Origin of the sequence: Streptomyces sp. NPDC088553, assembly GCF_044752965.1 — a bacterium.
In the GTDB taxonomy this organism is placed as follows: Bacteria; Actinomycetota; Actinomycetes; order Streptomycetales; family Streptomycetaceae; genus Streptomyces.
On record NZ_JBIVMG010000005.1, the window covers coordinates 626,817 to 646,819 of the forward strand.

Here is a 20,003-nt window from a genome sequence, read left to right on the forward strand (position 1 = left end):
CGGCCGGCTTCTCTGTCGGTCTGACCCGGCCGGGTACGGTCCACCGGCCCCGGTCATCGTAGCGACGACTTGTCGGTTCGCTCGCGCGGGGTCCATCGGTGTGATCAAACAGGCACGGACGGACTATCGCACAGGCCGGAATCGCCGTATTGCGGACGAATTCACGGCCCGGAGTGTCGCGGTGTGAGGGGCTCCGCGAGTCGGAACGCCAGCCGGGCGCGGGCGAGCCGCCTCAGTTCGTCGGCGGCGACCACGCGCTCCTCCTCCGGTTCGTTGCCGAGACGTGACCGAATGCCTGCCAATACCTGGTCGAGACGCTCTCCGGGCCGCACTCCGTCGAGGCTGATCACGAACGCGTGTCCGAAGCTGCTCTCGTACGCGGCGTGGGCGGCCCGCAGCGCGGTCCGCGCGGCCGGCGGGGCGTCGGGGTGCGGCAGCGCCGAGGACTCGGCGGCCAGGGCCTCGTCGAGGTCGGCGCGGGACAGGTCGTACCCGGCCTCGTCGGCGGCGGCGAGCAGGGCGTCGACGGTGGGGTAGGGACGGTGCGCCGCCACCCGTTCGGCCCAGCGGAGACTGTGGCAGCACGACAGGAGCAGGGCCTCGGCCTCGACGGGCGAGGCGGCGTTGAAGCCCGCGAGGCCACGGACGGACGGGCCCTGGTTCTGGGCGGGTATGGCAGGCGTGTCCGTGGAGCCCGGCTTGCGGCAGGGGACGTGGGTGTCGCTGGTCAGCGTGGGCTCCGGTACTCCGGGACGGGTGGGGCGGCTCGCGCGCGGGACGGGCGCGGTGGGGTGGGTGTGACGCAACGTTATCGACGGGACGAGGGAAGTGTCCGACGGATGCGCGAATTTCACCCGGAAGGGAGAGTTTCGGAACAGGTGATGGACGAATGCGTTCCGCTCGCGGGGCCGTCGTGTCCCCCGATTGGCCGGACCGCCCGCCGTACGGGAGGATTCCGAATGATGCGGTACTCCATACGGGGGCCCCACAAGGGCCCCGCACTCCTGGCGACGGCGGTGGCACTGGCCACCGTGGCGGCCTGCTCCAGCGGATCACCTTCCGGCTCGGGCACGTCCGCCGCCGCCCCCTCCGGCACGACCTCCGGCACGTCCGCGAGCGCGGCGCCCACCAGCGCGCCGCCCAGCCCGACGCCCACGCCGACCCGGACCTACCCACTGTCCACCGCGCCCCGCACCATCCCCGCGGTCCGTGACCACGAGGCCGCCCGGGGACCCGGCTGGAAGCCCGCGGCCCCCGGCGGGGTCGTCGTCGCGGCGAACAGTGAGGGCCTCGCCGACGAGGGAAAGCTCCTCGCCGGGGAGCTCGGCATCCCGTACCGCGGCACCGTCGCCGCCGGGCCCGGGGACGTCGAGCTGGCGCTCGGCGGGACCGGAGCCCGCGAGTCGTACACCCTGACCGTGCGTGACGGCCGGGTCCGGATCACCGGCCCCGACGAGGCCGGCGTCTTCTACGGCACCCGCACCCTCAAGCAGTCGGTGAAGGGCACCGGCGCGATGCCCGAGGGCGTCGTCACCGACGCGCCCGCCAAGCCCCAGCGCGGACTGAACGTCGACATCGCCCGCAAGTTCTTCACCGCCGGCTGGATCGAGGACCGGCTGCGCGAGATGGCCGACCTCAAGCTCAACCAGTTCGGACTGCACTTCTCCGACGATCAGGGCTTCCGGATCGCCTCGGACTCCCACCCCGAGATCGTCTCCGCGCAGCACCTCAGCAAGGCGGAGGTGCGCCGGATCCTCGCCCTCGCGCAGAGCCTGCACATCACCGTCGTGCCCGAGATCGACTCGCCCGGACACCTCGGCGCCGTCCTGCGCGCCCACCCGGACCTCCAGCTGCGCAACGTCCAGGGGGTCCCGCGGCAGGGCGCCATCGACATCTCCAAGCCGGCCTCGGCGCAGATCGTCGACGACCTGCTCCGCGAGTACTCCGCGCTCTTCCCCGGCGGCTGGTTCCACGTCGGCGCCGACGAGTACCAGGCGCTGACCGTCCGCAGCCCCTCCGCCTCGTACCCGCAGCTGGCCACGGCGGCCCGGCAGAAGTACGGACCCCAGGCCGGCGTCCAGGACCTCGCGGAGGGCTGGCTGAACGACCGCGCCGCCGTCGTGCGCACGGCCGGGAAGACGGCCAAGGCCTGGAACGACGGCTTCTTCCGCGGCGGCGTCGTCACCGCCGACCAGCGCATCGAGGTCGAGTACTGGACGGGCAAGGAGATCGGCGCCCGCCCGCCCGCCGAGTACCTGGCCGAGGGCCGCAAGGTCGTGAACCTCAACGACGAGTACCTGTACTACGTCCTCGGCGAGCCGAACCAGTTCACGTACCCCACGGGCCGCCGCATCTACGAGCAGTGGACCCCCCTGGTCCTCCGCGGCACGACCCCGGTCCCCGCCCGGTACGACCCCCAGATCCTGGGCGCCCGCTTCGCGGTCTGGTGCGACCTGGCGGGGGCCCAGACCCCGGCCCAGGTGGCGAACGGCATCCGCATGCCCCTGACGGCCCTCGCCCAGAAGGTCTGGGACGCCAGGACGCCGACCCTGACCTGGGAGCAGTTCCGGACGCTGGCGACGCAGGTGCGCGGCTGACCCGGATCTGCCAGCATTCTGCTGGCAGTGCGACTAAAGTTGTCGCATGGCCACTCTCTATGTACGCGACCTGTCCGAGGAAGCGCTGACCGAGCTGAAGATAAGGGCCGCGCGCAACAGGCAGTCCCTCCAGGCGTACGCCCGGACCCTGCTGGAACAGGAAGCGGCGACGCCGTCGCTCGAGGACGTGCTCGCCCGTGTCGAGGAGCGGGCCACGGCTCGCCTGGAGACGGGTGACGTGCTCGACGAGATCGACCGGGGAAGGCGGCGCGAGTGATCGTCATGGACGCCGGCGCGCTTGTCATGCTGCTGGCCGACGCCGGTCCCGTCGGCGGCGCGCTGCGGGAGCGGGTGAAGGGGGAGCGCCTGCTCGCCCCCTATCTCGTCGACATCGAGGTGACCTCGGCCCTGCTGGGCCGTCATCGGGGCGGCAAGATCACCACCCGTGAGCTGGACGACGCCTGCGCGGCCTTCGCCGAGCTGCCGCTGCGCAGGTCGGAGCAGCTCCCGCTGCTGCCCCGGGTGCGTGAGTTGTACGCGAACCTCACCGCCTACGACGCGACGTACGTGGCGCTCGCGGAGGGGTACGGCGTTCCGTTGGTGACCAGCGACGGCCGGATCCGCGACGGCGCGCGGGCCACCGGTGCGAAGTGCCCGGTCGAGGTCTTCAACGAGAAGGCCCTCGGGCTGCGGTAGAACCCTAGGCAACGCCCGGGCGCCACTGGCATGATTCCGGCCGCGCAGTGACGAAAAAGCGCCACACGGCGCAGTAGGGGACGTACTGCGTCCGTATCGGGTGGCAAGGAGGCGTCCATGACGTCGGTGACGGGCCGGAGCCTGCTGGAACTGATCGACGGGGCCGACGAGCGGGGCCTGGCCGCTGCCGGTCTCGCCTGCCTCGACCGCTGCCTCCCGCTGCTCGCCGGTGACCGGGGCGACGCCCTGCGCCCCGTGTGGGCCGCCGTCGCGCGCGGCGACGGCGAGGCCTGGGGCGAGGCCGTCGCCAAGGCCCGGGTCGAACTGGACGGCGAGCCGGGCGACGACGGCGCGGACGCCGGGGCCGTCCGCGGCATGCTCGCGTACGCCCCGGCGACCTGGACGGCCGACGCCCTGCGCGGCTGGGCCGCCGCGTGCTCCGTCACCGCCCTCGCCCTGCACGGGCGGTACGACGCCGCCGACGTGCCCGACGGTCTCGTCGAGCGCTGCCGGGCCGGCGACGCGGACGGCGCGGGCCCGCTGCTCGCGGGCGAGCTCCGCCGTCAGCAGGCCGTCCTCGACTCGGTCGCCCACGGCCCGACCGGCCTGCGCCGGGCCCGTGAACTCTCCGTCGAGGGCGGCCGGGTGCTGCGCGCGGTCGTCTCCCGCCGGGCCCGCACCGCCTGAGGCACTCCTAGGAAGCCTCCGGCGCCTCGATCGTCGCCGAGGCGATCGCCTCGGCGAGCTCCCGCTCGGCCGTCGCCTTGTCGAGGCCGAGACCCGCCAGCACGCCCGTACCGTCCTCGTGCTCCATGAGGGCCAGCAGGATGTGCTCGGTGCCGACGTAGTGGTGGCCGAGGCGCAGCGCCTCGCGGAACGTCAGCTCCAGGACCTTCTTCGAGTCCGCGTCGAACGGGATGAGCGCCGGGATCTGCTCGGTCGGCGGCGGCAGCGTCGGGGTCACCGCGTCGCGCACCGCCTCCACCGTCACGCCGTGCCCGGTCAGCCACCGCATGGCGAGCGCCTCGGGGTCGGCGAGCAGGCCGAGGACGAGGTGGCCGGGCACGATTTCCGCGTGGGCGGCCGTCCGGGCCTCCTCCTGCGAGGCCACGACCACCTTGCGGGCGCGGGGGGTGAAGCGGCTGAACCCCGCGTTCGGGTCCATCTGGGCGGCGGCGTCGGGGCCCTTCGGTACGAAGCGCTTCTGGGCCGCCTGGCGGGTGACGCCCATGCTGCGGCCGATGTCGGTCCAGGAGGCGCCGGAGCGCCGGGCCTGGTCCACGAAGTGACCGATGAGGTGATCGGCGACATCGCCGAGGTGGTCCGCCGCGAGGACCGCGTCGGAGAGCTGGTCCAGCGCGTCGGGGTGGACCTTCTTGATCGCGTCGATGAGTTCGTCGAGGCGGACAGGGACATTCATGCCGACTGGATTCGTCATGAGGCAACCGTAGGTTGACAGTCGTCGGCTGTCAACGGTCGGTTGACACCCTGGAGAGAGGGGCGGGAAAGGGCGGGGAAAAAGGGAGACGGCCGAGGTCGCCACCCCCCACAGGAGAGACCCCGGCCGTCGTCCACGGAGCCGCAGCACGGCTCCGTACTCCATTCAGCGCCGGGAGTGCGCTTTCTGTCACACCGCGACCGCGCCGGAGGCATCCCGCACACCACCGCCCGAAGGTTGCAAGTTGTACAAAGAGCCCGGACCGCGTGGACGCGGCGCCGCGACACGACGTAGCGTGCAGATGCGCGAGGCGGCGTGGCGGTGGTGACCAGCCGCGATGAAGCGACGACGCGACCGACGAACAGGGTTTGGGGAGTGCTGGGGGACGACGCGGAGCTGACTGCCGCGGTGCTCGCTGCGCAGGACGGGGACGAGAACGCGTTCCGTACTGTGTATCGCGCCGTGCATCCACGGTTGCTCGGCTACATACGCACACTGGTCGGCGACACCGAGGCGGAGGACGTCGCCTCGGAGGCCTGGCTCCAGATAGCCCGCGACCTCGACCGCTTCGACGGCGACGCGGACCGCTTCCGCGGCTGGGCGGCCCGGATCGCCCGCAACCGCGCCCTCGACCACGTCCGCATGCGCGGCAGGCGCCCCGCCGTGGGCGCCGACGAGACCGAACTCACCGACAAGCCCGCCGCGTCCGACACCGCGGGCGAAGCCCTGGAGGCGCTGGCCACCGGCCACACCATGCAGCTGATCGCCCAGCTTCCGCAGGACCAGGCCGAGGCCGTCGTCCTGCGCGTCGTCGTCGGCCTCGACGCCAAGACCGCCGCCGACACCCTGGGGAAACGCCCCGGAGCCGTCCGCACCGCGGCCCACCGCGGCCTCAAGAAACTGGCCGAACTCCTCGGCGTCGACGGCGAGACGGCCGGACCCGACGGCGCCGACGAGGCCGTCGTCCCGCTGGACGGTGTGCCTCCGCAACGCGGGCGCGTGCCGGGGCCCGTGGCCCCGGGCGGTGTGACGCAATCGCGTCCGCGTACGCAGAAGGACATGTGATGGCCGACGAGCGGTACCAGTGGCTCGACCAGGAGGCCGCGGAGCGGCTGCTCCGCGGCGAGCCGGTCGACGCCGTCGACGACCACGCGCGTTCCCGGGCCGAGCGCCTGGCCGGAGCCCTCGACGCGGCCCGCGTCCCGGCCGTACCCGCGGCCGCGCGCACCGAACTCCCCGGCGAGGCCGCCGCGCTCGCCGCCTTCCGCGAGGCGCACGCCGAGCGCGCCGCCGCCCCCGCCGCCGCGAACCGCGCCGAACAGGCCGAACTCGGCCGGGTGCGGCTCGCCCCCGTGCCCGCCGCCCGCCCCCGCTGGGGACGCTCCCTGCGGTACGGACTCGCCGCCGCGGTCGCCGCCGTCACCGTCGGAGGGGTCGCCGTCGCCGCGGGAACGGGTGTGCTGCCCATGGTGGGGCCCGCGCCCGCCAGCTCCGTCACGGCGGGGGAGAGCGCCGACCCGCTCGTCTCGGAGGACCCCGGCATACGCAAGGACCCCGAGGCACCCTCGACGGAACCGGGCGGCGGCGGTGACCGCACGCCCGGCGCGTCCCCCTCGGCCGGCACGGGCACCACACCGCCGTCCACCGGAGCACCCGACGGGCACGGCACGGACACCCGGGGCCCCGGCACCCCGAAGCCGGGTACGAGCGCTCCGGGCACCGGCACGGGCACGGACGCGGGCGGACCGGGCGAGCAGACCGGCGGCGGGGACGGCGGCACGGGCGGTGACCCGAGCGCCACCACGGCCCGGGAGAGGATCCTCAGGGCCTGCCGGGCGTTCCGCTCGGGGAAGCTCGACGCCACCGCCCGCAAGGGGCTCACGAGCGGCCTGCGCGACGGCGAGACCCTGCGCCGCTACTGCGACCGGATCCTCGGCGGCGGCACCGCCGCGCCCGAGGGCGGCGCCAGCGGCGAGGACGGCTCGAAGGACGGGTCCGACGACGACCCCAAGGGCGACGGGAACGGCGACCGCGGGAGTGGCGACAGCGGCCGGGACCGCCGCGACACGGCCCGCTCCTCGGCCCCCGACACCACCGGGCTCACCGCCGTACTGCCCCTCGGGATCGGCGTCGGCGCACGCGTTCCGCTCCCGGTGTAACACTTCTGGACCCGTCGGCGCAGTACTGAGTGAGCCGACTGGTCATCGGCCGCGCAGTGAGCCGGGGTTCCCCCCGTACCTACGGCTCCGCGCACATGGCGCGGGTGGGACACGTTCCCCCGGTCCCACCCGCGCCCTCTCCCTTCCCCTCCCGGGCCCCGGTGGACGGGGCCCGGTCACCGGTGGACGAGGTCCCCGGTCACCAGTGGACGACGACCTTGTCGCCGACCTTCACCTGGTCGAAGAGGGTCGTGAGCTTGGCCCGGTCCCGGACGTTGACGCAGCCGTGCGAGGCCCCGTTGTAGCCGCGCGCCGCGAAGTCCGCCGAGTAGTGCACCGCCTGGCCGCGGCTGAAGTACATCGAGAGCGGCATCGGCGTGTGGTACAGCCGCGACCAGTCCTGCCGGACCTTGCGCTCCACGGTGAAGACGCCCTCACGGGTCGGGGTGTTCTCCGAGCCGAAGCGGACGTCCATCGACGAGACGACCTTGCCGTCGATCATCCAGGCGAGGGTCCGGCTCTCCTTGCTGATGCACAGCACCCGGCCGGTCATGCACCGCGCGTCGGGGGTGTCCAGCTGGTTGGTCGTCGACGGCTTCAGTTCGTCGGCGGTCGGCTTCCGGCTCGCGCCGAGCAGCCGCTGCCAGGTCTCCTCGTCGACCGAACCCGTCCGGGGCAGACCCTGCTTCTTCTGGAAGGCCTTGACCGAGGCCGCCGTCATCGTCCCGTAGAAACCCGTGGGCGCCCGGTCGAAGTACGTGAGCTGCCGCAGCCGCGCCTGGAGCTCACGGACCTGCTCGGTCTCGTCCCCGTCGTCCATCAGGGCCTTGGGCTTCGCGGTCCCGGAAGGCGTGCCGGAAGGCGTCCCGGACGGCGTCTCCGTGGGCGCCGCAGTGCTGTCCGAGGGGGACGGGGCCTTGCCGTCCCCGGTGGGGGCGTCGGTCGGCGCGGGGGCCGAGGTCGCCGGCGCGTTCGTCGGGCTCCCCGAGCCAGCTCCGGAGCCGGCCGCCTGGGCCGTACAACCGGCGGCGAGGGCCACCGAGGCCGCTGCCAGAACCACTCTGCGTATGACGGAAGAAGACCGCTTCACTGTTGCCCCCCGGGACGATTCGTATGTACCCAGAGATGCTTCCCGCGCGTGTGCGGTTGCGCGCGCAGGTCACGATCCGCGCATGCTGTGAGCAGGGCCCAATCTCATCGGGAGGCACAGCCAATGGCGCGCGAGTCGGAGTCGGGACTGCCCATCGAGCCGGTCTACGGACCGGAGGCCCTGGAGGGCTGGGATCCGGCGGAGAAGCTGGGCGAGCCGGGCGCGTACCCCTTCACCCGCGGGGTGTACCCGTCGATGTACACCGGCCGACCGTGGACGATGCGCCAGTACGCGGGCTTCGGCACCGCGGTGGAGTCCAACGCCCGGTACAAGCAGCTGATCGCCAACGGCACCATGGGCCTCTCCGTCGCCTTCGACCTGCCGACGCAGATGGGCCACGACTCGGACGCGCCGATCGCCTCGGGCGAGGTCGGCAAGGTGGGGGTGGCGATCGACTCCGTCGAGGACATGCGGATCCTGTTCGACGGCATTCCCCTCGACAAGGTCTCCACATCGATGACGATCAACGCCCCCGCCGCCCTGCTGCTGCTGATGTACCAGCTGGTCGGCGAGGAGCAGGGGGTCCCGGCGGACCGGCTGACCGGCACGATCCAGAACGACGTGCTGAAGGAGTACATCGCCCGCGGCACGTACATCTTCCCGCCCAAGCCCTCCCTCCGGCTGATCGCGGACATCTTCAAGTACTGCCGGGCCGAGGTCCCGAAGTGGAACACGATCTCGATCTCCGGCTACCACATGGCGGAGGCGGGTGCCTCGCCCGCGCAGGAGATCGCGTTCACCCTGGCCGACGGCGTCGAGTACGTGCGGACCGCCGTCGCCGCGGGGATGGACGTCGACGACTTCGCCCCCCGGCTCTCCTTCTTCTTCGTCGCCCGTACGACGATCCTGGAGGAGGTCGCGAAGTTCCGGGCGGCCCGCAGGATCTGGGCCCGGGTCATGAAGGACGAGTTCGGCGCGAAGAACCCCAAGTCGCTGATGCTCCGCTTCCACACCCAGACCGCGGGGGTGCAGCTCACCGCCCAGCAGCCCGAGGTCAACCTCGTCCGCGTCGCCGTCCAGGGCCTCGCCGCGGTGCTCGGCGGGACGCAGTCGCTGCACACCAACTCCTTCGACGAGGCGATCGCCCTGCCGACGGACAAGTCCGCCCGCCTGGCCCTGCGCACCCAGCAGGTCCTCGCGTACGAGACGGACGTGACCGCGACCGTGGACCCGTTCGCCGGCTCGTACGTCGTGGAGAGCATGACGGACGACGTCGAGGCGGCCGCCCTGGAGCTGATGGGCCGGGTCGAGGAGATGGGCGGCGCGGTCAGCGCCATCGAGCGCGGCTTCCAGAAGGGCGAGATCGAGCGCTCGGCGTACCGGATCGCCCAGGAGACCGACAGCGGCGAACGGGTCGTCGTCGGCGTCAACCGCTACACGGTCGACGTCGAGGAGCCGTACGAGCCGCTGCGCGTCGACCCGGCGATCGAGGCCCAGCAGGCCGAGCGGCTCGCCGCCCTGCGGGCCGGACGGGACGGGTCGGCGGTGGAAGCGGCCCTCTCGGAGCTGAGGAGGGCGGCCGCGGGCACGGACAACGTGCTCTACCCGATGAAGGAGGCCCTCAGGGCCCGCGCCACCGTCGGCGAGGTCTGCGGCGCGCTGCGGGAGGTCTGGGGCACGTACGTCCCGACCGACGCGTTCTGATCCCCGCGTTCTGATCCCCGCGCTCTGATCCCCGTTCTGATCCTCCGCGCTCTGATCTTCCGCGATACGAAACACACAGGCGGAGTGTCGTACTGACATGCGACACTCCGCTTCATGCTGGGTGTCACCGATCTTCCGACCTATCTCGTGGGCCTCGTCCTCATCATTCTCCTGCCGGGGCCGAACTCGCTGTACGTGCTGTCCGTCGCCGCCCGCAAGGGCACCCGGACCGGGTACAAGGCCGCCGCCGGAGTCTTCACCGGCGACGCCGTCCTGATGACGCTGGCCGCGCTCGGCGCGGCCTCGCTGCTCCAGACCACGCCCCTGCTCTTCATGATCGTGAAGTACGCGGGCGCGGGCTATCTGGCCTGGATGGCGTACGGGATGCTGCGCTCGGCCCGGGAGATGTGGCGCTCGCGCGGCGAGGTGGCGGAGGCGTCGGCCGACGGGGCCGAGGGGGCGCAGGCCGGGCCGGGGGAGAACCCGTACCGCAGGGCGCTCGTCATCAGCCTCTTCAACCCGAAGGCCATCCTCTTCCTCATCTCCTTCTTCGTGCAGTTCGTGGACCCCACGTACGCCTACCCGGCGCTCTCCTTCCTGGTCCTCGGCACGCTCCTGGAGATCGGCAGCTTCCTCTACCTGACGATGCTGATATTCGGCGGCACCCGGCTCGCCGCCGCGTTCCGGCGCCGCAGGCGGCTCTCGGCCGGGGCCACCTCCGCCGCCGGCGCCCTCTTCCTCGGCTTCGCCGCGAAGCTCTCCCTCAGCAGCGCCGCTTGACCCTCACACCGTGTGAGGCCGTTCCGTAGGGGGCGTCATGTTCACCATCGGAGACTTCGCCCGGCACGGGCGGGTGTCGGTCCGGATGCTGCGCCACTACGACGCCATCGGACTGCTGCGCCCGGCCCGGGTCGACCCGCACACGGGCTACCGCTTCTACACGGCGGAACAGCTCGCCCTGCTCAACCGTGTCATCGCGCTCAAGGACCTCGGCTTCACCCTCGAACAGGTGGGGGCGATCCTCGACGAGAAGTTCGACGCGGACGAGCTGCGGGGCATGCTGCGTCTGCGCCAGGCCGAGCTGGAAGCGGCCATGGCGGAGGCGCGGGCACGGCTCGCCCAGGTCGGCGCGCGGCTCCGGGCCATCGAAAGTGAGGGACGCATGTCCACCCAGGACGTCGTCGTCAAGAGGATCCCCGCCGTCCGGATCGCCGAACTGAGCGCGGTCGCCGCGAGCTTCGGCCCGCAGCACATCGGCCCGGTCATCGGGCCCCTGTACGAGGAGCTGTGCGGCCGCCTCGAAGCCGCCGGGCTCACCGGGTTCGGCCCGGGGATCGCGTACTACGAGGACGCGGGCAAGGGCGACGGATCGGTCCTCGTGCACGCCGGCATGACCGTCCCGGAGGGGACGGCCGTGGAGGGCGTCGAGGTGCACGTGCTGCCCGGCATCGAGGAGGCGGCGACCGTCGTCCACCGGGGCTCGATGGACACCATCCTGCCGACCGCGCAGACCCTGGCCCGCTGGATCGAGGCCAACGGGTACGAGACGCGGCACTACGCGCGCGAGCTGTACCTGGAGTGCCCCGAGGACCGCTCCCAGTGGGTGACGGAGATCCAGGAGGAGATCGTCCGCGCCTGACGCTGGGCACCTCCTCGGCCGAGGCGGGACACCGCTTCCCGTTCGTGCCCGCGGGCCCGGGTCCCCCGCACGGGGCCCGGGCCCGCCGCTCGTGGCGCGGCCGCCTCCGCCGCGCCGAGCGCCGCCGGGGCCGCTACCTCTTCAGCGCCTTGCGCAGCCGCAGCGCGCGCCGCGCCAGGCGGCGGACCCTCGGGTGCCGGGGGAGCGGGATGCCGCCGGGCAGGTTCAGGACGGTGAGGCGGCGGCGGGTGAAGTGGTGCCGGGTGCGCTCGGCGAACGGCCCGGACAGGTGCCGTACCGCCGGCTCCCGCAGCTCCGGCCGGATCTTCGGCTGCATCGCGAAGCCGACCGCCGCGACCAGGTCGTTCAGCTGGGCCGTCGTGATCGCCCCGCCGTCCTCCGCACCGGCCTCCGCACCGCCGTCCAGGGGCGGCACGACCGCGTCCACGACGGTGAGCGGGATGCGGTTGCTGTTCTGGAACGGGGTGAGCCGCTCAAGCAGGCCGCGCGTCCCGACCCGGGCGACCGGCAGTCCGTAGAAGGTCCGCGCGGTGAGCAGCGCCGTGGAGAAGCAGCCGACGACGAGGGCGGGCCGCAGTTCGCGGTAGAGCACCTCGGCGAGCACCGGCCGGTCCTCGACGGTCAGCTCGGCGCCGAGCGCCGCCGCCTCCCGCACCAGCGCCTTCGACCAGGTGTCGGGTGCCGTCGGGTGCGGCTTGAAGACGAGCCGCCGGTGGCCCCGGGCGACCGCGCCCCGGACCATCTGCAGGTGCAGCCCCTCCTCCTCGGCGACGGTCAGCAGGTTGAGCGCCGCCAGGTACTGGCCGAGGAGCAGCACGGGCCCGTCCTCGGAGGCGGCCGTGCCGGCGGGCCCGGCCAGCTCGTCGACGCACGTGGTGAACGCCTCCGTCGGTACGGCCTCCGGCACCGCCCCGAACTCGGCGAGCAGCAGCGGCGCCAGGCCGGGGACGAGGTCCAGGTGGAGCAGCCGGCCGACGCGCCCGCCGATCAGCGGGTCGATCTTGTTGCGGGTCGGCCCGTAGCTCATCAGACCGTCCGCGTAGACGGTGATGGGCGCGTCGGGCAGCAGTTGGGCGATGGCGAGCGCGGGCGTCACCTGGATCGATTCCAGGACGAGTTCGACGCGGTCGTCGCCGAGCTCCCAGATCCTGCGCAGATGGCGCTGGAGGAGCGGCAGGTCGCTCGGCCGGGGGGTCCAGCCGCCCGGGTGGAGCGGGGAGATCGTCTCGTTCCACGACAGGACGGAGTCGAAGCGGCCGCGGAGCCGCTCGAAGCCCTCGGCCTGGTCGAGGGGCGGGGTCGTCTCCGGCACGGCCGCGTTGTTGGTGACGAGGAGGATCCGGCGGTCGGCGGGGCCGAAGGCGCCGCTGTCCAGGGCGGCGGCGATCGTCACCGCGCCGTAGAGGGTGGAGGCGCAGAAGATCTGGGTGGTCCGGCGGGTGCTCACGCGGCCACCTCCGCGGCGGCCGCGCCCGTACCGGCGCCCGGGCCCGCGCCGGGTGCCGGCGGCGGTGCCGGACGGCGCCGCCGCAGTTTCCGCAGCATCGTCGCGCGGTCCCCGCCCATCGCGGTGAGGGCCTCGTCCAGGACGTCCTGCGGCATGCGCCGCAGCGCGCCCGCGCTCATCGCCTTCAACTGGCGGGCGACGTCCGGCTCGAAACGTTCGATCGAGCCGATGTGATGGGAAATCACCGCGCAATAGGTGCGGACCGCCTTGGGAAGAAGGAGATCGGCGTCCGCGTCCTTCGCGGTCTCTTCGATCACCTGGTCGAATGCGCGGATGAAATCCAATTGCCGTATGTCGCCGATCTGAGTGAGTGAGGTCGCCACTCCGCGCCGGTAGAAGACACCGAGTTCACCGATCGCCGCGAACGATTTCGCCTCGCGGTGCAGTCGCCAGATCCACGGCCGGTCCTCGGCGGTCCGCAGTCCGTGCGTGAAGTGCAGCAGACCGCGGTCGAGGAGCCGCCGGTGATAGATCCCGGCCCAGGCGTACGGGTAGTCGACCGAGGTCGTCCGGTGTGCCGGCAGGATCGCGTCCCGCGGGTTCAGCACCTCGCCGCGCAGGGGGACCGGCGCGCGGCGGATGCCGCGGTTCCTGCCGGTGACCGAGACGTGGTCGGTGCGCAGGAAGTCGCAGCCGAGGTCCTCGGCCGCGGCGACGAGGCGGGAGTAGTAGCCGGGGGCGAGCCAGTCGTCCCCGTCGAGGAACGTGAGGTACTCGCCCCGCGCGGCGTCGAGGCCGGTGTTCCGGGCGGTGGCGAGGCCCCCGTTGTGCTCGTGCCTGATCAGGACGGCACCCGGGATCTCGCGCGCGGCCCGCTCGAGGATCTCCGGGGTCCCGTCCGACGAGCAGTCGTCGACAAGCAGGAACTCGAAGTCCTCCCGGGCGTTGGCCCGCAGGCTCGTGAGGGTGTCGGGGGCGTATGTCTGCACGTTGAAGAACGGCACGACGACGGAGAGCTTGACCACGCGGTTGACGCTAGGCGCCGTCCCGGCATTCCCACCGACCGTCGGGCATCTCTTCGGTGAACACGAAGCGGCGGGCCGATTAACCACCTTTCCCGGCAGGGGAAATCAGCCCCCATAAGTCCGGTTCACGACCCACTTCAGCAGGAGGAGAGGCTCTGTTCACCGTTTGTTGTGTCTCAGTTGGGCCGAAAAGCGGAATGCCCTTCTAGCGTCCTCGGCGTGCCAGCAAGTACCAGAGAAGCGGTACGGGTCGCCGTACTCGCCGACTCCGACACCCGGTGGAAATGGGGCGCCCTCACGGCGCGCCGCATCACCACGGCGACCGCCGAACCCACCGGATTCGTCCTGCGCGGACGGGCAACCCCCACCGAACGCCAGCTCGCCGAGACCGGGGTGTCCACCACCACCCCGCGCGAGGTGACCGGTGCGGAATTCCTGCGCGCGGTACGGGACGCGGAGACGCGCGGCGAGGGGTACGACGTCGTCGTCCTCGCTCTCGTCGGCGGCGCCGTACGGGCCGTCCTCCAGGGTCTCGCCGACCTGGGCCTCGAACGGCGCCCCGTGGTCGTCACCGGCTATGTCGGCGTCGTCTACGAGAAGCTGACCGACGGCCTGCTGCTGCGCCACGGCGCCGACGTCGTCCTCGCCAACTCCCGTCACGACGCGGAGCGTTTCCGCGCCGTGTACGAAGGAGTGGGCGCCGGGGCCGACTCGGTCGTCGAGGCGGCGCTGCCCTTCCTCGGCGGCCCCCCGCACACCCCGGAAGCCGGCCGCGACACCCTGGTCTTCGCCGCCCAGCCGTCCGTGCCGGTCACCCGGAACGAACGCGCCTACGTGCTCCGGCGCCTGATCGAGCACGCCCGGCTCCACCCGGGCCGCGAGGTGCTCCTCAAGCTCCGCTCCAAGCCGGGCGAACACACCACGCACCTGGAGGAGTACCCGTTCCAGAAGCTGGTCCGCGAGCTCGACCCGCCGGCCAACTTCCAGCTCGTGTACGGGCACATGGGCGACGTCCTCGACCGCACCGACCTGCTGGTGACCGTCTCCTCGACGGCTGCCCTCGAAGCCCTCCACCGGCGCATCCCCACCGCGATCCTCACCGACCTCGGCGTCCGCGAGGTGCTCGGCAACCACCACTTCGTCGGCTCCGGTCTGCTCGCCTCCTTCGACCGGCTCGACAAGGGGCTCGCCCCGACGCCCGACGAGACCTGGCTCGCCCGGCAGGGCGTCGCCTCCGACGGCTCGTACGACACGGCCTTCGACGCGGCCCGCGACCGGGTCACCGAGCTCCTGGCGCTCCCCGCGCTGCCCCCGATCACCCCCTACTACACGACGGAGACGGCGCCCGGCTACCTGCCCGGGATCCTGGCCCGCCACCGCCTGGACGTCACCGCCCCCGAGCCCCGCGAGAGCGGCCTCCGCAGGGTCGTCCGGGAGGCCGCGCGGGGCGCGTACCGCCACGGCGTGCAACGCGTCGCCCCCGTCATCCGCCGTCTGGGAGAACTCTGATGACCACCACCGTGCTCGCCGTGATCCCCGCGAGGGGCGGTTCGAAGGGCGTGCCCGCCAAGAACCTCGCCCCGGTGGCCGGAGTCCCCCTGGTCGCCCGCGCCGTCCGGGCCTGCCTCGGCGCCCGCCCCGTCACCCACGTCGTGGTCTCCACCGACGACCCCGGCATCGCGGCCGCCGCCCGCACCGCGGGGGCCGAGGCCGTGCAGCGCCCCGCCGAGATCGCCGGCGACACCGCCACCAGCGAGGCCGCGGTCCTGCACGCCATGGACGCCTTCGAGGCCACCCACGGCCGCCCCGCCGACGTGGTCCTCCTCGTCCAGTGCACCAGCCCCTTCCTCAGCTCCGCCGAGGTCGCCGAGACCGTCGAGCGCATCACCTCCGGTGCCGCCGACACGGCCTTCACCGCCGCCCCGTCACACGGCTTCCTCTGGCGCGAGACGGTCGAGGACGGCGCCACCGGCGTCAACCACGACAAGGCGCACCGTCCCCGCCGCCAGGACCGGGAGCCCGAGTACCTGGAGACCGGCGCCGTCTACGCGATGGACGCGGCCGGCTTCCGCACCCACAAGCACCGCTTCTTCGGCCGTACGGCGCTCGTCGTCACCGACCCCGCCCGGGTCCTGGAGATCGACGACCCGCACGACCTGGCCCGCGCCCGCGTCCTCGCCCCGCTCCTCGACACCCCGGCCACCCCCGGCTTCGCGGACATCGACGCCGTCGTCCTCGACTTCGACGGCACGCAGACCGACGACCGGGTCCACCTGGACGCCGAGGGACGCGAGTTCGTCTCCGCGCACCGCGGCGACGGCCTCGGCATCGCCGCCCTGCGCCGCGCCGGACTGCCCGTCCTCATCCTCTCCACCGAGCAGAACGCCGTCGTCGCCGCCCGCGCCCGCAAGCTCAAGATCCCCGTCCTGCACGGCATCGACCGCAAGGACCGGGCCCTCAAGGAGTGGTGCGAGGCCGAGGGCATCGACCCGCAGCGCGTGCTCTACGCCGGAAACGACGTCAACGACCTTCCCTGCTTCCACCTCGTCGGCTGGCCCGTCGCGGTGAGCAGCGCACACGACTCCGTACGGGCCGCGGCCCGCGCGGTCACCGTCACCCCGGGTGGCTCGGGGGCGATCCGCGAGATCGCCGCCTGGCTCCTCGGACCCGAGCTCGACACCCCCAACTCCTAAGGACCGGCACCATGAACACCCGTATCCGCACCCTCGGCGACAAGACCGCAGGCCCGGGCCACTCCGTCTACATCACCGGCGAGATCGGCATCAACCACAACGGTGACCTCGACAACGCGTTCGCGCTGATCGACGTGGCCGCCGAGGCCGGCTGCGACGCCGTCAAGTTCCAGAAGCGCACCCCCGAGATCTGCACCCCGCGCGACCAGTGGGACATCGAGCGGGACACCCCCTGGGGCCGGATGACGTACATCGACTACCGTCACCGCGTCGAGTTCGACGAGACCCAGTACCGCGCCATCGACGAGCACTGCAAGAAGCGCGGCATCGACTGGTTCGCGTCCCCGTGGGACACCGAGGCCGTCGCCTTCCTCGAGAAGTTCGACGTCCCGGCGCACAAGGTGGCCTCGGCCTCCCTCACCGACGACGAGCTGCTGCGCTCGCTGCGCGCCACCGGCCGTACGGTCATCCTCTCCACCGGCATGTCGACGCCGGCGCAGATCCGTCACGCCGTCGAGGTCCTCGGCAGCGCGAACATCCTGCTGTGCCACGCCACCTCGACCTACCCGGCCAAGGCCGAGGAGCTCAACCTGCGCGTCATCCAGACCCTGCAGGAGGAGTACCCCAACGTCCCGATCGGCTACTCCGGCCACGAGACCGGCCTCCAGACCACGCTGGCCGCCGTCGCCCTCGGTGCCACCTTCGTCGAGCGCCACATCACCCTCGACCGTGCCATGTGGGGCTCCGACCAGGCCGCCTCCGTCGAGCCCCAGGGCCTGCAGCGCCTGGTCCGCGACATCCGCACCATCGAGGCCGCCCTCGGTGACGGCGTCAAGAAGGTCTACGAGTCGGAGCTCGGCCCGATGAAGAAGCTCCGCCGGGTCCAGGGCCTCGTCGCCGCATGACCGGGCAGCTGGCGTTCGTCGAGAGCCCGGTCCAGCTCCTCAACGTCCTGGAATGGGCGCACACCCAGGCTCCCGCCACGGGTGCGCCCTCCGCGGCACCCGCCGGCACGCACGGCCCGGCGGACGCCGTGCCCGCCGGCTCGGTCACCGCGGCGCCCGACTCCGCGGACGCCGACGCGTCCGTGCGGGCGCCCCGCTCGACGGACGCCACCCAGGGTGCGGCACGGCCCGCACCCGCCCTGACGGTCGTCGTCCTCTCGCCGACCGACCCCATGTCGCGGGGCCAGCTGCGCCGGATGGCCCAGCTGGCCCGCGACGAGGGCCTCACCGTGCACTGGCAGGAGGCCCGCGGCGGCCGGGGCGCGCTCGTCCGCACCCTGCGGGAGCTCGCCCGGCCGCTGCGCTCGGCGGAGCGGGTGATCATCGGAGACCCCTTCTCCCGGTACGTCCAGCTCCTCCTCACCCTCTTCGCCCCCCGGCACCTGACCGTGGTGGACGACGGCACCGCCACCATGGAGTACGCCGCCCAGGTCGGCCGCGGCGAGCGCCTGGTGCGCTGGCACCGCAGGAACAGCGGCCTCGACCCGCGCGAGCTGGTGCTCGCCCCGGTGACCCTGCTCGCCAAGAAGCGGCTCGCCCCGACCTCCGGCCGTACGGTCGAGATCTTCACGTCGCTGCCCGTCGAGGCCCCCGAGGGCATCGCGGTCACCGAGAACTCCTACGCCTGGACCCGGGCCCGCTTCGGGCCGCCGCTGCTCACCGGCGGCGCGGACCTGGTGGGGACCTCGCTGGTGGAGACGGGGGTGGTCGACGCCGCCCACTACGACCGGGTGGTGGCGGAACTCGCCCGCGCCCACGGCGCCACCCGCTACTTCGCGCACCGCAGGGAGAGCGCCGAGAAGCTGCACCGGATCGCGGTCGAGACGGGCCTCCAGGTGGTCCGCCCGGAGCTGCCCCTGGAGCTGATCGCCCGCCGCGGCCCCATCGGCCGTACGGTCGTCAGCTTCCCGTCCACGGTCGTGCACACCCTGCCGCTGGCCCTCGCCGGCACCGGGGTGAAGGTCGCGGTCTGCGAGATCGCGCCCGAGTGGCTGCGGGCCACGGCCTCCCCGCGGGCCCAGGGCTTCCTGTCCGGTGTGACGGGCACGGCGGCCCACGAGGTCGACCGGCTCACCTCACGGGCGGCAACCCAGACCGATCGGCTCGAATTCGGCTGAGCGTACCCATAGGGAACGGGGTTCATGCCTGCCGAACCGTGATTCTTTCCCCTAACGGGCTGAACTTTTTGTGATCAACGGGCAGTTGACCTCTCTTGAGGCCTACCCTTCAAAGGGTGAACCAGTTGAAGTCCCGTGAGCCAGGCTCCGTCACCCTGCCCGGAACGCTGTCCGAACCCCTGCGCGTCGAACTGATCGCCTTCCGCAGGGACTTGCACATGCACCCGGAGCTCGGGAACCAGGAGTTCCGTACGACCGCCGCGCTCAAGGCCCGCCTGGAGGCGGCCGGCCTCGCGCCGAAGGTCCTGCCGGGCGGCACCGGGCTCATCTGTGACATCGGCACCCCGGACCCCGAGCGGCCGATGCTCGCGATCCGCGCCGACCTCGACGCGCTGCCCATCCCCGACGTCAAGACCGTCGCCTACCACTCCACCGTGGCCAACCGCGCCCACGCCTGCGGACACGACGTCCACACCACCACCGTCCTCGGCGCCGGACTCGTCCTCGCCGAGCTCGACCGGCAGGGCCTCCTCCCGGCCGCCGTGCGGCTGCTCTTCCAGCCCGCCGAGGAGGTCCTCCCCGGCGGCGCCGCCGACGCGGTCGAGGCCGGTGTCCTGGACGGGGTCGGCCGGATCATCGCCGTGCACTGCGACCCCAGGGTGGACGCCGGGAAGATCGGGCTCCGCACCGGCCCCATCACCTCCGCCTGCGACCGCCTGGAGGTCACCCTCGACGGGCCCGGCGGCCACACCGCCCGCCCGCACCTCACCACCGACCTCGTCACCGCCGCCGCCCGGGTCGCCGTCGACGTCCCCGCCGTCCTGTCCCGCCGCGTCGACGCCCGCTCGGGGCTCTCGGTCACCTGGGGCCGCATCGAGTCCGGCCACGCCTGCAACGTCATCCCGCAGCACGCCGAGCTCTCCGGCACCGTCCGCTGCCTCGACCTGCCCACCTGGCGGGAGGCGCCCGATCTGGTGCACGCGGCCATCGACGAGATCGCGACCCTGCACCGGGCCAAGTCGACCGTCACCTATGTGCGCGGTGTCCCCCCGGTCGTCAACGACCCGGCCGTCACCGAGCTGCTCCAGGCCGCGATGACCGCCCGCCGCGGGCCGTACGCGATCGAGGACACCGAGCAGAGCCTCGGGGGCGAGGACTTCTCCTGGTACCTGGAGCACGTGCCCGGCGCCATGGCCCGCCTCGGCGTCCGCACCCCCGGCGACACCCGGGTCCGCGACCTCCACGCCGGTGACTTCGACGTGGACGAGCGCTGCATCGAGGCCGCGGTGGAGCTCTTCACGGCGGCGGCGCTGCTCGACGCGGCACCAAAGCGCTGATTTCAGGCCAAACGTCAGCCTTGATTCCGGCCGGA

19 protein-coding genes are annotated in these 20,003 nt (G+C 72.8%); 14 read left to right on the top strand and 5 right to left on the bottom strand.

Annotated elements, in window-relative coordinates:
- Nucleotides 1-161: 161 nt before the first annotated feature.
- Nucleotides 162-731, bottom strand: a complete 570-nt coding sequence (locus ACIP8Z_RS19730; protein WP_402085324.1) for a 2-oxo-4-hydroxy-4-carboxy-5-ureidoimidazoline decarboxylase — start codon at nt 729-731, stop codon at nt 162-164.
- 228 nt (nt 732-959) lie between these two features.
- Here ACIP8Z_RS19730 and ACIP8Z_RS19735 point away from each other — a divergent pair, with 228 nt between their 5' ends.
- The 4 genes from ACIP8Z_RS19735 (at nt 960) to ACIP8Z_RS19750 (ending at nt 3,980) form a co-directional block, all read left to right on the top strand.
- Nucleotides 960-2,597 carry a glycoside hydrolase family 20 protein gene (locus ACIP8Z_RS19735; protein WP_402084966.1) on the top strand — a complete coding sequence of 546 codons (1,638 nt, stop codon included), beginning with the start codon at nt 960-962 and terminating at the stop codon, nt 2,595-2,597.
- A 46-nt stretch (nt 2,598-2,643) separates the two neighbouring features.
- Complete coding sequence (locus tag ACIP8Z_RS19740; protein ID WP_073910259.1) at nt 2,644-2,874, top strand: FitA-like ribbon-helix-helix domain-containing protein; 231 nt, start codon at nt 2,644-2,646, stop codon at nt 2,872-2,874.
- Between the two features lie 5 nt (nt 2,875-2,879).
- Nucleotides 2,880-3,293 (top strand): type II toxin-antitoxin system VapC family toxin, encoded by a 414-nt coding sequence (locus ACIP8Z_RS19745; protein WP_402085327.1) that lies wholly within the window; start codon nt 2,880-2,882, stop codon nt 3,291-3,293.
- 117 nt (nt 3,294-3,410) lie between these two features.
- Nucleotides 3,411-3,980, top strand: coding sequence for a hypothetical protein (locus ACIP8Z_RS19750; protein ID WP_402084969.1), 570 nt, complete (start codon nt 3,411-3,413; stop codon nt 3,978-3,980).
- 7 nt (nt 3,981-3,987) lie between these two features.
- Here ACIP8Z_RS19750 and ACIP8Z_RS19755 read toward each other — a convergent pair whose 3' ends face one another.
- A complete protein-coding gene (locus ACIP8Z_RS19755; protein WP_402084972.1) occupies nt 3,988-4,731 on the bottom strand; it encodes a Clp protease N-terminal domain-containing protein in 744 nt (247 codons plus the stop codon).
- 375 nt (nt 4,732-5,106) lie between these two features.
- Between ACIP8Z_RS19755 and ACIP8Z_RS19760 the strand changes: the two genes are divergently transcribed.
- Both ACIP8Z_RS19760 and ACIP8Z_RS19765 read left to right on the top strand, forming a co-directional pair.
- Nucleotides 5,107-5,796: an RNA polymerase sigma factor gene (locus tag ACIP8Z_RS19760; RefSeq protein ID WP_402084975.1), complete on the top strand. Its 690-nt coding sequence runs from the start codon at nt 5,107-5,109 to the stop codon at nt 5,794-5,796.
- A complete protein-coding gene (locus ACIP8Z_RS19765; RefSeq protein WP_402084978.1) occupies nt 5,796-6,890 on the top strand; it encodes a hypothetical protein in 1,095 nt (364 codons plus the stop codon). Before ACIP8Z_RS19760 ends, ACIP8Z_RS19765 begins: the two co-directional genes overlap by 1 nt.
- A gap of 199 nt (nt 6,891-7,089) precedes the next feature.
- Here the strand turns inward: ACIP8Z_RS19765 and ACIP8Z_RS19770 are convergent, their stop codons facing one another.
- Nucleotides 7,090-7,950, bottom strand: a complete 861-nt coding sequence (locus tag ACIP8Z_RS19770) for a peptidoglycan-binding protein (protein ID WP_402084981.1) — start codon at nt 7,948-7,950, stop codon at nt 7,090-7,092.
- Between the two features lie 153 nt (nt 7,951-8,103).
- Here ACIP8Z_RS19770 and ACIP8Z_RS19775 point away from each other — a divergent pair, with 153 nt between their 5' ends.
- The 3 genes from ACIP8Z_RS19775 to ACIP8Z_RS19785 all read left to right on the top strand — a co-directional run bounded on the left by ACIP8Z_RS19775 (nt 8,104) and on the right by ACIP8Z_RS19785 (nt 11,323).
- Entirely contained in the window at nt 8,104-9,684 is a 1,581-nt protein-coding gene (locus ACIP8Z_RS19775; RefSeq protein ID WP_402084983.1) for a methylmalonyl-CoA mutase, read from the top strand.
- 114 nt (nt 9,685-9,798) lie between these two features.
- Nucleotides 9,799-10,464, top strand: coding sequence for a leucine efflux protein LeuE (gene leuE, locus ACIP8Z_RS19780; RefSeq protein WP_402084986.1), 666 nt, complete (start codon nt 9,799-9,801; stop codon nt 10,462-10,464).
- A gap of 37 nt (nt 10,465-10,501) precedes the next feature.
- On the top strand, nt 10,502-11,323 hold the full coding sequence (locus ACIP8Z_RS19785) for a MerR family transcriptional regulator (protein WP_402084988.1): 822 nt from the start codon (nt 10,502-10,504) through the stop codon (nt 11,321-11,323).
- 133 nt (nt 11,324-11,456) lie between these two features.
- Here ACIP8Z_RS19785 and ACIP8Z_RS19790 read toward each other — a convergent pair whose 3' ends face one another.
- Both ACIP8Z_RS19790 and ACIP8Z_RS19795 read right to left on the bottom strand, forming a co-directional pair.
- A complete protein-coding gene (locus ACIP8Z_RS19790; protein ID WP_402084990.1) occupies nt 11,457-12,791 on the bottom strand; it encodes an alpha-2,8-polysialyltransferase family protein in 1,335 nt (444 codons plus the stop codon).
- Entirely contained in the window at nt 12,788-13,816 is a 1,029-nt protein-coding gene (locus ACIP8Z_RS19795; protein WP_402084992.1) for a glycosyltransferase family 2 protein, read from the bottom strand. The genes ACIP8Z_RS19790 and ACIP8Z_RS19795 overlap by 4 nt, the downstream gene beginning before the upstream one ends.
- Before the next feature lie 219 nt (nt 13,817-14,035).
- On the opposite strand from ACIP8Z_RS19795, the gene ACIP8Z_RS19800 reads away from it, so the two are divergent.
- The 5 genes from ACIP8Z_RS19800 (at nt 14,036) to ACIP8Z_RS19820 (ending at nt 19,968) form a co-directional block, all read left to right on the top strand.
- A complete protein-coding gene (locus ACIP8Z_RS19800) occupies nt 14,036-15,325 on the top strand; it encodes a DUF6716 putative glycosyltransferase (RefSeq protein ID WP_402084995.1) in 1,290 nt (429 codons plus the stop codon).
- Nucleotides 15,325-16,509: a cytidylyltransferase domain-containing protein gene (locus ACIP8Z_RS19805; protein WP_402084998.1), complete on the top strand. Its 1,185-nt coding sequence runs from the start codon at nt 15,325-15,327 to the stop codon at nt 16,507-16,509. Before ACIP8Z_RS19800 ends, ACIP8Z_RS19805 begins: the two co-directional genes overlap by 1 nt.
- Before the next feature lie 11 nt (nt 16,510-16,520).
- Nucleotides 16,521-17,414 carry an N-acetylneuraminate synthase family protein gene (locus ACIP8Z_RS19810; RefSeq protein ID WP_030318398.1) on the top strand — a complete coding sequence of 298 codons (894 nt, stop codon included), beginning with the start codon at nt 16,521-16,523 and terminating at the stop codon, nt 17,412-17,414.
- Entirely contained in the window at nt 17,411-18,631 is a 1,221-nt protein-coding gene (locus ACIP8Z_RS19815) for a hypothetical protein (RefSeq protein WP_402085000.1), read from the top strand. Before ACIP8Z_RS19810 ends, ACIP8Z_RS19815 begins: the two co-directional genes overlap by 4 nt.
- Before the next feature lie 116 nt (nt 18,632-18,747).
- A complete protein-coding gene (locus ACIP8Z_RS19820) occupies nt 18,748-19,968 on the top strand; it encodes an amidohydrolase (protein WP_187623480.1) in 1,221 nt (406 codons plus the stop codon).
- The last annotated feature ends 35 nt before the right edge of the window (nt 19,969-20,003 follow it).

Bases quoted from the DNA above. Each gene is read 5' to 3' on its own strand.
- ACIP8Z_RS19765 (WP_402084978.1), top strand. From the start codon at position 5,796: ATGGCCGACGAGCGGTACCAGTGGCTCGACCAGGAGGCCGCGGAGCGG.
- ACIP8Z_RS19755 (WP_402084972.1), bottom strand. From the start codon at position 4,731: ATGACGAATCCAGTCGGCATGAATGTCCCTGTCCGCCTCGACGAACTC.
- ACIP8Z_RS19785 (WP_402084988.1), top strand. From the start codon at position 10,502: ATGTTCACCATCGGAGACTTCGCCCGGCACGGGCGGGTGTCGGTCCGG.
- ACIP8Z_RS19775 (WP_402084983.1), top strand. From the start codon at position 8,104: ATGGCGCGCGAGTCGGAGTCGGGACTGCCCATCGAGCCGGTCTACGGA.
- leuE (WP_402084986.1), top strand. From the start codon at position 9,799: ATGCTGGGTGTCACCGATCTTCCGACCTATCTCGTGGGCCTCGTCCTC.
- ACIP8Z_RS19810 (WP_030318398.1), top strand. From the start codon at position 16,521: ATGAACACCCGTATCCGCACCCTCGGCGACAAGACCGCAGGCCCGGGC.
- ACIP8Z_RS19750 (WP_402084969.1), top strand. From the start codon at position 3,411: ATGACGTCGGTGACGGGCCGGAGCCTGCTGGAACTGATCGACGGGGCC.
- ACIP8Z_RS19740 (WP_073910259.1), top strand. From the start codon at position 2,644: ATGGCCACTCTCTATGTACGCGACCTGTCCGAGGAAGCGCTGACCGAG.
- ACIP8Z_RS19745 (WP_402085327.1), top strand. From the start codon at position 2,880: ATGGACGCCGGCGCGCTTGTCATGCTGCTGGCCGACGCCGGTCCCGTC.
- ACIP8Z_RS19805 (WP_402084998.1), top strand. From the start codon at position 15,325: ATGACCACCACCGTGCTCGCCGTGATCCCCGCGAGGGGCGGTTCGAAG.
- ACIP8Z_RS19735 (WP_402084966.1), top strand. From the start codon at position 960: ATGATGCGGTACTCCATACGGGGGCCCCACAAGGGCCCCGCACTCCTG.
- ACIP8Z_RS19815 (WP_402085000.1), top strand. From the start codon at position 17,411: ATGACCGGGCAGCTGGCGTTCGTCGAGAGCCCGGTCCAGCTCCTCAAC.